The organism is Streptomyces sp. NPDC104581 (assembly GCF_055583685.1).
The window spans coordinates 53,463-63,381 of the sequence record NZ_JBVJNN010000042.1; the positions used below are offsets into that span (position 1 = coordinate 53,463).

Annotated in this window: 11 protein-coding genes; 2 read left to right on the top strand and 9 right to left on the bottom strand. The window is 69.9% G+C overall.

What is annotated here, in order from left to right; genetic code table 11:
• Positions 1-141 precede the first annotated feature (141 nt).
• Positions 142-1,296, top strand: a complete 1,155-nt coding sequence (locus tag ACZ61E_RS27020; RefSeq protein WP_469702474.1) for a pentapeptide repeat-containing protein — start codon at positions 142-144, stop codon at positions 1,294-1,296.
• A gap of 95 nt (positions 1,297-1,391) precedes the next feature.
• On the opposite strand, the gene ACZ61E_RS27025 is transcribed toward ACZ61E_RS27020, so the two are convergent.
• Complete coding sequence (locus ACZ61E_RS27025) at positions 1,392-1,631, bottom strand: LexA family protein (protein WP_469702475.1); 240 nt, start codon at positions 1,629-1,631, stop codon at positions 1,392-1,394.
• Positions 1,628-1,873 carry a hypothetical protein gene (locus tag ACZ61E_RS27030; protein ID WP_469702476.1) on the bottom strand — a complete coding sequence of 82 codons (246 nt, stop codon included), beginning with the start codon at positions 1,871-1,873 and terminating at the stop codon, positions 1,628-1,630. The genes ACZ61E_RS27025 and ACZ61E_RS27030 overlap by 4 nt, the downstream gene beginning before the upstream one ends.
• Before the next feature lie 62 nt (positions 1,874-1,935).
• On the opposite strand from ACZ61E_RS27030, the gene ACZ61E_RS27035 reads away from it, so the two are divergent.
• Positions 1,936-2,277, top strand: coding sequence for a DUF6233 domain-containing protein (locus ACZ61E_RS27035; protein WP_469702477.1), 342 nt, complete (start codon positions 1,936-1,938; stop codon positions 2,275-2,277).
• Positions 2,278-2,353: 76 nt separating this feature from the next.
• Here ACZ61E_RS27035 and ACZ61E_RS27040 read toward each other — a convergent pair whose 3' ends face one another.
• From ACZ61E_RS27040 to ACZ61E_RS27070, 7 genes are all read right to left on the bottom strand, one after another.
• Positions 2,354-3,139, bottom strand: coding sequence for an SAM-dependent methyltransferase (locus ACZ61E_RS27040; RefSeq protein ID WP_469702478.1), 786 nt, complete (start codon positions 3,137-3,139; stop codon positions 2,354-2,356).
• 275 nt (positions 3,140-3,414) lie between these two features.
• A complete protein-coding gene (locus ACZ61E_RS27045; RefSeq protein WP_469702479.1) occupies positions 3,415-4,728 on the bottom strand; it encodes an outer membrane protein assembly factor BamB family protein in 1,314 nt (437 codons plus the stop codon).
• Between the two features lie 485 nt (positions 4,729-5,213).
• Complete coding sequence (locus ACZ61E_RS27050) at positions 5,214-5,696, bottom strand: DUF1643 domain-containing protein (protein WP_469702480.1); 483 nt, start codon at positions 5,694-5,696, stop codon at positions 5,214-5,216.
• On the bottom strand, positions 5,696-6,430 hold the full coding sequence (locus ACZ61E_RS27055) for a hypothetical protein (RefSeq protein WP_469702481.1): 735 nt from the start codon (positions 6,428-6,430) through the stop codon (positions 5,696-5,698). The genes ACZ61E_RS27050 and ACZ61E_RS27055 overlap by 1 nt, the downstream gene beginning before the upstream one ends.
• A 53-nt stretch (positions 6,431-6,483) precedes the next feature.
• Positions 6,484-7,137, bottom strand: coding sequence for a hypothetical protein (locus ACZ61E_RS27060; protein WP_469702482.1), 654 nt, complete (start codon positions 7,135-7,137; stop codon positions 6,484-6,486).
• 159 nt (positions 7,138-7,296) lie between these two features.
• A complete protein-coding gene (locus tag ACZ61E_RS27065) occupies positions 7,297-8,547 on the bottom strand; it encodes an N-6 DNA methylase (protein WP_469702483.1) in 1,251 nt (416 codons plus the stop codon).
• Positions 8,544-9,722 carry an RNA polymerase sigma factor gene (locus tag ACZ61E_RS27070; RefSeq protein WP_469702484.1) on the bottom strand — a complete coding sequence of 393 codons (1,179 nt, stop codon included), beginning with the start codon at positions 9,720-9,722 and terminating at the stop codon, positions 8,544-8,546. The genes ACZ61E_RS27065 and ACZ61E_RS27070 overlap by 4 nt, the downstream gene beginning before the upstream one ends.
• Positions 9,723-9,919: the final 197 nt, after the last annotated feature.

Sequence of the window (9,919 nt, forward strand, 5' to 3'; positions counted from 1 at the left end):
ACCGGTTGCAACCACCGGCTTCTCCGTCTTGTCTTCATCTTCATGACAGCCAATCGAAGGCCGCGGTCCGCCCCGAATGACCGGGAGTTACGGCTCTGGAAGGTCGGCCCGGTTCTAGCCCTGGCTTTCATAGCCGCCCTGGTGGTCGCGGGCAGCGTCTTCTACAGCCTGGTGATCCTGCTGGACTTCCAGCAGATCGACACCACTGCCAAGCTCGACGCGAAGACGCTCTTCGAACTGGTGAAGCTGTCCTTCGGCGTGGTCGCCGGGGCCGGTGCGCTCGTCGCCCTGGTCGTCGCCTACCGCCGCCAGCGCGTCGACGAGGCCGGCGCCCACCGCGAAGCCACCCGACTCCACACCGAACGCTTCACCACCGCCGTCTCGCAGCTCGGCGACGACTCCCCGGCCGTACGCCTCGGCGGCGTCCACGCCCTGGCAGGCCTTGCCGACGACGCCCCCGACGACAACCTGCGCCAGACCTGCATCGACGTCCTGTGCGCCTACCTCCAGCTCCCCTTCACCCCCGACCCCGGCAACGACCCCACCGACCAAGAGGCACGCCACCGCTACCTGGCCCTCCGCAGGGTCCGGCACACCATCCTGCGCCTCATCGGCGACCACTACCGACGCCCTCGGGGAACCCACCGCTCCTGGCAGGGCTGCGACCTCGACCTCAGTGGCGTCACCATCGACGGCAACATGAACTTCCGTCGGGCGGTGTTCTCGGTGGGCACGGTGGACTTCACTGGTGCGGTGTTCTCCGAGGGCATGGTGGACTTCTCCGACGCGGTGTTCTCCGGCGACGCGCCGTACTCCGGTGGCAGGGTGCACTTCGGCGAGGCGGTGTTCTGCGGCAGCAGAGTGATCTTCCAAGGCGCGAGTTTCCGCGGCGGCAGGGTGGACTTCGGCGACTCGGTGTTCTCCGGCGGCGTGGTGAGCTTCGGTGGTGCGGATTTCTGCGGCGGCAGGGTGAACTTCATTGCTGCGAAGTTCTCTGGCGGCACGGTGTACTTCGACCATGCGCTGTTCCGTGGCAGCATGGAGTACACAGGCAGCACGGTGTTCTTCGACGACGCGCACTTCTCCGGCAGCACGGTGAACTTCTGCGACGCGGTGTTCGCCAGCGACACGGCGTTCACCAGCACTGCGAATTTCCGCAACGCGGTCTTCCTCGGCGGCACGGTGGACTTCCGGGATGCAATAGGCCCGGCTCCCGGGGCTCTCCTCGCTGCTGTCACCATGTCAGCGCCTGGGCAGGTCGTCCTCCCCTCCGATTGGCTGCCCCCAGCTCCATAGCGCTGAGTGGGCGCACTCCGGCACATCAAATGTCTGACCGCCGCACTCATCGAGCACGTCAGCGGTCTGGAAACGCGAACGCGTCCTGCGCGCCGTTACTCGTTCGACGCCGCGTCGTCACGGCGACATCCGAGGCGGACCGAGCGCCACCGGCGGTCACGGCGGTAGATCAGCCCCTGCTCTTCGAGACGGGCCAGCTGGTAGACGACGGAGCTGGTGCTGGACAGCCCGACGCGGGCTCCGAGTTCGCGCACCGACGGTGCCTCACCGGTGTCGGCGATCCACCCCCTGAGCGCGCGCAGGATCTGCACCTGCCGCTCCGTGGGCGTCCTCACCGGTCCAATCCGTCCCGATCCGGACAGGCGCGGGCGGCCTCCCGCAACCGGGCCCGGTCCGCCGGCCCCGCTTGGCTGGTGGCCCAGTACGGGTGCCAGTGGATCCGTCCCGACAGCCGGAGCAGCCGGCGCCGCAGAGCAGTCCGGTCCTGACTCGGCCGGAGCGCGGCGAGGTCTTCGTACGTCGCGGTGAAAGCTCGGCGGGCCTGCACCAGGTCGTCGGGGAGCGTGCGGGTGTCCATCACCCTATTGGAACGCATGTGCGATTCTTCCGCCATGCCGGGCCGGGCATATTGTCGAACGCGTGAACGAAAAGCTCGGGGATCGACTGGCCATGCTCCGCTTCCTCGAACGCGTCCAGCGGCGGGACCTGGCCCGTACGAGGCAGTGGATCCGGGAGATGGAGCGGCTCATCGCCGAGCAGGCGCGGCGACGTCCACCACCGCCTCCGCCCGACTGGGCGGTGCAGTACGGCATCGGCGGGCGTGCGGTGCGTCCCGCGATGGTGCACACCGCGCAGTGCTGGGTGCCGGGGGGCAGCATGGAGGGCATCAGCCGTACGCAGGCGATCGAGGCGCTCACGCGCGGCGGTGTCCCGCCCTGCATCCTGTGCCGACCGGAGCGGGAGCTCGGCGTGCTGGAGTGAGGGGCCGCGCCGCGCCCGTCCGCCGCTATTCCGCGGGCGTCCGAAGTGAGGCGACGCCGGAGGCCGGCGGGTGAACTCAAAGAGTCCGGGCCACCCCGGCGTAGACGGCGTTGTCCTCGGGCTCGGGAGCGGCCGAGTCCTTGTACCACTCGGGTCCGGTGACGAGGCCCGGCTCAAGGAGGTCCAACCCGTCGAAGAACCGCGCCACCTCATCCCGGGTGCGGCATCGCAGTTCGATACCGCCGTCGCCGTAGGCCCTGACGATCTCGGCCTCCAGCTCCTTGTGGAAGTCGAAGGTGCCGTGCGACAGCACCAGATAGCTGCCGGGCGCGAGCTCGTCGACGAGGGAGCGGACGATGTCGTACGGCCCGTCGTCGTCAGGGATGTAGTGCATCAGCGCGATGAGCGAGAGCGCCACGGGACGCCGAAAGTCCAGACACGCACGCGCTCCGTCGAGGATCGCGCCGGGCTCGCGCACATCGGCCGCAACGCAGTCCATCGCCCCTTCCGCCGTGCTGTACAGCAGCGCTTCGGCATGCCGGAGCACAATCGGGTCGTTATCGGTGTAGACGATCCGGGCTTTCGGGTTGACCTCCTGGACTACCTGATGGAGGTTCGGCGCCGTCGGGAAGCCGACGCCGACGTCGAGGAACTGATCGACACCCTGGCCGGCCACCCACGCGGACGCGCGGCGCATGAACGCACGGTTCTGCCTCGCGCTGCGCCTGCCCAGATCGGGCAGCTGCTTCCCGACCGCTTGATCGACGGGGTAGTTGTCGCTCCCGCCCAGCAGCCAGTCGTACACCCGTGCCGGGTGGGGCTTGCTCGTGTCGACCTGCGTCTGGGGCTGGCGTGCGCTCAAGGGATGCTCCATCGGCAACGTCGGCTTCTTCCGGGACGGAGTCTCGTCGTCGGCCCGGGTGTCATGAACCCGGTCGCGGCTCCGTCATTGCCAACCCTGGCACAGGGCCTGGCGGCAGCGCCGCCCACTCGCACGGCTCCTCTTCCGCGCTGCCGCAGCGGGAACGTTGCCGGGGGCGCGCCGCTGCGCAAGTGGATCGCAGCGGCTCTCCCCCCAGCCAGGCGGCACCACACCCCGGCGCAGCAGAGCAGTCGAGCAAGTAGCAGCTGCGAGTCTCACTCTGTGGCGAGGACCATGGTCATGGTGCCGCCGCCGCGGTACTCGCCGCTGTCGTGCAAGAACAGCCGGCCGTCGGCGAAGTGGACGGGGTCGTCGACGTGCGAGCCGATCATGTCCGCCTCGGGCGGGCTGAGGCTGTCTTCGCGTCGCAGCAGCAGTTTCGACTTACCGCCGGAGATCTGGTGAACCTCCCCGCCGCGCAGCGAGGTGGGCGGCATGTAGGCGATGAGCGCGCCGTCCTGGGCCTGGACCGGGAACAGGGTGCGGGTCACCTCTCTCACGGGAGGGGCGTAGGACCAGGTGGCGCGGCCCGTACGGGTGTCGAACGCCTTGATGGTGCTGCTGGTGTCGGATGTCTCGGGGGTGGCGAGGTAGAGGGTGGAGCCGCGGGCCACGACCCCTCCGCAGTCGGGGCGTGTGTAGCCGCAGCCGGTGACGTACGTCCGGCCCGCCTTCCACGTGGCCTGCACCCCTCCCTTCGGGGAGAGCGACACCAAGCGGCCCGCCTCGGAGCGGTCCGGGTTGTCGTTGAGCGCGAGGATCAGCGGAGCGGTCGACGGAATCCACACATCCGACGTCCCACGCGGCGCGGTGTAGACCCAGTTGATCTTTCCGGTCTGGGCGTTCCGTGTTCCGGCCTTGTACCTGTCGCCGCACATGCTGACGGTGACGAGCACGGCGCCGCCGGCGTGTTCGTCGGCCGCGCAGCCGGACGGGGGTTTCGACCAGAGCTGCTCACCGGTGCTGATCTTGTAGCCTGCCGAGCCGCCGGGAATTCCCTGACCGGGCCAGCCGACGGCGGCGATGTCACCGCTGACAGCCACCGACATGCGCAGGCCGCGTGTCGAACGTTCCTTCGGCAGGGAGGTCTGCCAGGCCACGGCTCCGCGGTTGAGATCGATCACGGCCATCTCGGTGCAACGGCTCGCGAGCTCCCTGCCGTTGGCGTACGCGACGGCGACATGCCCGGTGGTGGTCTGCGTGCGTGATACTGCGCAGATGTTTCCGGCGAGGGGGATGTTCCAGAGTTCCTTGCCCGTGTCGGGGGCGTAGCCCTTCACCGCGTCCGGCGCCCCGGTGACGTAGGAACGGGACGTCAGCCACGCGCCTTCGCCGGTGACTTGACGGTCGGTGATGCCGGCCGGCACTGACGCTGGTGCGTCCACCTGCCACGCCACGTCTCCCACGGTGCTGGTGCGTTGCGGAGACGGTGTCGGTGAGGACTTCGCGTCGGCGGCTCGCGCGGGGGTCTCCTCGGGCCAGGTGGCGATCAGCAGACCGGCGCCGATGAGGACCAGTGCCGTGAGCACGCTGACGACTGGCCAGATGCTCCGCCTGCTGCGGCCGGGCGGGCCGGCGGCAGGCATGTGCTGCTGGTGAGGGGGGTGTTGTGGGGGCGGCGGGTACTGCATGCGTGTAGTCGCTCCTGTTGGCTGATGGTGTGCCCCGCAGGGGCGATGATGGGGGCTCGTGATGTCGTGAAGACCGTACAGATGTCCGCCGGGACGGAGCGGTCTCTGGCGGGGCTCGGCTGTCGGAAGCTGAGCTGAGACAGACTCCTCCCCCAGAGCCAACTCACCGTAGGCATGGCACCACACCCCAGTAAATCGAACTCAAGTTCCCGCATGATCGGATGACCTGGAGCTCGTGGCCAGCTCCCCATGTTCGACTCGATCGCCCGCCAGAAGTGGGGCGTTCCCGTCGACGCGCCGTTCCTGGCCAGAACGCAGAAGAGCCCCGCACTCCTCGGCGTCAGGGGTGCGGGGCTCTTGGATTTCTGGATGCGTTCGTCGCGTCAGGGTGCCGCCCAGGGGGCGGGCTTGAGGCCGTCGGGGAGGTAGAGCGGGTGCTTGGGCTGGCCGGCCTTCGTGACGGCGAGCGCGGTGAGACGCTCCATGCCGGGCAGGGCCAGGACTTCGGCGATACGGGCCGCGTCGGCGGACGCCCCCCAGGCGCCTACCAGGGGGGCGTTCGTCTCCAGCGCGGTCGATGCCACGGTGCGGAGGTGCGCGTCGTTGTCCGGGCCGATCGGGTCGGGCGCGAGTTTCAGTTCGGCCCGTTTCGTGGCGCGCCATGCGTAGAGGTTGACGACGATCAGTCCGCCGCAGCCCCAGGCGTCGGCGAAGGTGACGCAGCGCCGGACCGTGGGGTCGTCCTGGGTGCCGTCGGCGGTGCTCGGGTTGAGCATGACCATCACGGCGGCCGGGCCTGGGCCCCAGGTGCGGGTGAGGCGGTACCGGTATCGGCCGCAGTCGGATATCAGCGCGGTGCGGATCATTAGGCGGTCTCCCGCTCGGGGTTCTTTGCGCTCTCGCGGGCTTGCCTCTGGCCGATCTCGTGGTTCCGGTCCTGGAGTTGCTCCAGGGCGATGGAGTCGGTGGCGAGCGTGGCAAGCAGTTCCCGGAGGTGCTGTTCGCCGGCGAGGAAGCCGCCGTGATGCCGGCACAGGTCGTTCGCCTCCATGCAGGCGGCGCAGTCTTCCCAGTCGGTGCTGTTGTAGGGGGCGGTCTCCGGGCCGTTGTCGCCCTGTTGGCGGGGGTCGGCCGGGATCTGGGTGAGGTCGTCGGTCTGGAACAGGTCCATGCGCCATGTCGGCGGCAGCCCGGTCAGGTGGTCGGCGAGGGCAGCGGCGACTGACGGGTAGTTGTCGAACAGCGACGCCCACAAGCGCTGCGCGCCGTCGGCCGGTGTGCCGTCGGGAGTGACGGCGTCGGCCCCGCGGGTGTAGGAGCGGATGCGCTCGCGGCGCTCTTCCCAGCCGGAGGTGTCGATCCCGAGCGCGTCGGCTTTGTTCAGCGCCTGGTCCTCGGTGAGGCCGATGTACTCCGGCCGGAGGTAGCTGTCGGCCAGCTCTTCGGCTTCGGTGGAGCTGCGCCGGTCCAGCCCGGCGAGTGCCCGGTCCGCGAGGGACGCGAGCAGTTGGTAGCGGTAGTCCGTGTTGCCGTAAGCGGTCGACAGCAGCTGTCGGCGGAGCCGCAGCAGGGCCGTGGAGGTGGAGGTGGAGGTGGGCATCGGTTGGTCTCCTTCGGTTTTCGGGCGAGTCAATGACGGTTCGGTCGAGGGCCTCATACGGCTCTCGCTGCTTCGAGAGCGGTGACGGTGTCGGCCGCGTACGGGTCGACGAACAGTTGGTGGTCGCTGACGTCGAACGGCGCGTATCGCACGGAGACGCGGAACCCGGGGACGAAGGTGGTTTCCTTTCCGTCCAGTGCGGCGGTGAGCTGGTCGTGATCCTTCTGGGCGTGCCGGGTCTGGGTGTACGGGCCGAGGCGCAGCAGCGTGAAGCCGCGGAGGCTGTCGTCGCGTTTGCGGGCCTCGACGTACAGGGCGTAGTGCGCGGGGGTCATGCCGGTGTCGTCGGGCAGGTCCAGGCCCGCGGCGGCGTGGGTGAGCGGCGTGTAGGCCGGGTTCCACACTCCGAGGATCGTGGCTGTCTCGCAGCGCAGCCAGCCCTCGCTGGAGTAGCGGAAGGGGTATGCGGCGTACGGGGTGTTGGGGTGGACCAGGGTGACGGCGATCAGGTCGGGTCCGTGGTCGTCCCCGGGCCGGGTGTGTGCGCGTTCGATGAACGGGCCGACGCGCAACGCGATGTCCTGGGCGCGGCCGGGGGCCCAGGGTTCCGGCGAGCGGAGGGCTGAGAGTGTCGCGCGGAGTTGGTCAACGACGGCCCGGTCCTTGGGGATGAGCGCGTCGGCCACGTGGTCGATGAGACGGGACATGCGGCGGATCATCGGGCGGTCTCCTGCCGGGGGTTGGTCGTCCGTGTGCGGGGCGGGTGCGGTGACGAGGGCGGGAGCGGCGACCAGGAGTCGCCGAGGGTGCCGAACTCGATCTCATAGGTGGCCATGCGGGTGTTCTCCCGGTTGGGTCGCGGCGGGTCAGGCGGACTGAGGAGGCTCCTGTGCGGCAGGGGACAACAGGTGGTTGAGCTGCTGAAACTTCTCTTCACGGGTGCCTGCGACGGTGGCGTGCCGGACTCTGGCCACCTGATCGGGGTTGGGGCCCGCATGCCGGGTGACCAGGGCGGCGCAGAGTGGCCGCGCGACGCCGGGGAAGACCCTGGTGGGGACCGGGGCCTGCATGCCCTCGGGACTCAGGTCGACGATCCAGCCCTCGTCTGCGGCGGCGCGTACGGCTGTGCGCATCCCGCTGAACCCGTCGCTGACCGTCCATGCGAGCGGTGAGAGGAACGCGATCGCCGCCGGGCCGAGGCGGGTTTCGAATGCCCGCCACAGGGCCCAGCGCCAGAAGTAGACGTAGAGATTGGACAGCACGTACTGCGAGCGGGTGGCGCCGCCGCGGAATTCGTCGAGGCTCGGGCGCCACAGTTCGTCGGCGGCACGCGCCTTGCCGGGGCTCGGGCGTCGGGCCTCGATCCAGGGTGCCGCGCCTTTGGCTTTGTCCTTGTACGGCGGGTTGCCCAGGATCATCAGCGGGCCCGGGCCGGCGATCCGCTCTGTGAGTGCGGGAGGAAGGTCTCCGTTCAGGGCGTTGCCGACGATGATGTTGTCGTCGAGCCAGTCGATCGGCACTGTCCCGTTCGTCTCCAGCCAGCACGCGGACTTGGCTAGGTCGACTGCTACGGGGTCGGTGTCGATCCCGTAGACGCAGGTACGCATCACCTGGGGCAGGACGGCCCGGACGGTGAGTTCGGCGGGTGTCTGCGTGCCGTACAGCAGACTCACGTAGGCGCTCGCGAGTGTGTGGGCGGCGGCGACGAGGAACACGCCGCCGCCGCATGCCGGGTCGAGCGCGGACACGGCCAGGACGTCGGCCGGGTAGTCGTCCAGGTGCAGGTCGGTCACCTGTCCCAGAGCGGCCCGGGTGAGCGGCCGGGCCGCCTGGGGCGGGGTGTACCAGGTGCCGGAGGCGCTGCGGGAGTCGGAGGCGAGTAACTGCTCGCGCAGGCAGCCGAGTTCGGTCGGGCCCCAGGTGGTTATGTTGTTGAGGTCCTGGAGGAGTTTGCGGATCCGGTGCGCGGCGTCGTCGGGCAGGTCGACGGTCCAGGGCTCGGCGAGCTGGCGTGCGTTGGCGACGGTGTTCACCGCGAGCCGGATGATCTGGCGGTGCCCGTCGGCACCGGGGGCTTCGGCGGCGAGCGCTTCAAGGACGGTGGTGGGAATGTTCATGCCGGGTCCGGGGCGGGCTGTCGGGTACCGGCCAGGAGCCGGTAGAGGTAGGTGTCGGAGAAGCCGAGGTCGGTGGCGATCGCGACGACCTGCTCGCCGGCGGTCTGGCGTCGGCGGATGTCCGCGAGTTGGGAGACGGTGACGCGGCGGCGCGGGACGGCGCCGGCCGCCCGGCCGCGTTCGCGGGCCTGTGCGGTGTAGGCCGTGGTGCAGGGGGTGCACCGGCAGGCGTGGTTGGTGTAGGTGGAGGGCCGGCCGTGGACGATGGCGTGCTGGGGGCGTCCGGTGCGGCGAGCGCCCGCGCGCGTCGGCGGACGCCGCTTGGCCACCGCGGGTGTGGTGGCGGTCCGGGACCCGATCCGGCGGTCCGTGCCCCAGACACGGGAGGGCTGTTCGCCCTCGTGCCACAGGGCGAGGAAACGCTGGCGCGCCTTGGAGATGAGGACGTTGAACGTGCCCGGGGTGACGCCGAGCACTTCGGCGGCGCGGTGGTAGTCCTCGGTCGCGGCGAGCGCGTTCAGCGCCTGCTGCTGGCGTGGGGTGAGTTGGGGAAGGATCTGGGCAAGGGCGTGCCGGTCGACGATCCGGTCCTCGGGAGACGGGGTGGGCGCCGCGATGGTGGTCCAGTAGGCCTCGAAGCGGGGGCGTGTTGTGCCGCCGGGCTGGTGGTGGTTGTGGCCCTGGGCTCGCATGCGCTGTTTGACTGCCTGGTCGCTGCCGCGGAGCCCGGCCTGGAACAGGTCGTGGCGGGTGGGCGGTTCGACGGTGGTGAGCAGGTGCTCGACGATGGCGTGCCAGGCGGTGTCGTATCGGTCCTCGATGTCGCCGGCCGTGTGCCAGCGGTCGGAGTGAACGACGTGCCGGGACAGATGGTGCAGTTCGTCGAGGGTGTAGCCGTACAGCTCGTCCCGGTCGGTCTGGTTCCGGATCTTGTCGTCTTCGGTGTGGGGCGTCAGTGTGAACCCGGCGACGGGCGTACGGGCACGCAGCACCGTTCCGGTCAGGTGGTCGGGGTCGAGGCGGATGTCTACGGTGCGGGAAGCGAGAGCGCCGCGGGCGTGCCGGTGTACTTCCTGTGCCAGCTCGGCAGGGGTCTCGGCCGTCAGGGTCAGGGGCCGGGGCTGTCCTACGACAGTGGGATGTGATGGTTCGATCGTGAGGGTGTACGACGTCAAGGCGGGCCTCCAGAGCGAGGACTGAGAACGTGAAGGCGGTCTGACCGCCTGAGCAGGACGGAGCAGCCCGGGGCGGCCCGTCCGGGCTGGACAAGGAAGTGGGGGGGGGGGGGGGGGGGGGGGGGGGGGGGGGGGGGGGGGGGGGGGGGGGCGTGGGCGATCGGTGCGTATGTATGCGTCCCCCGCGTGCTAATCAG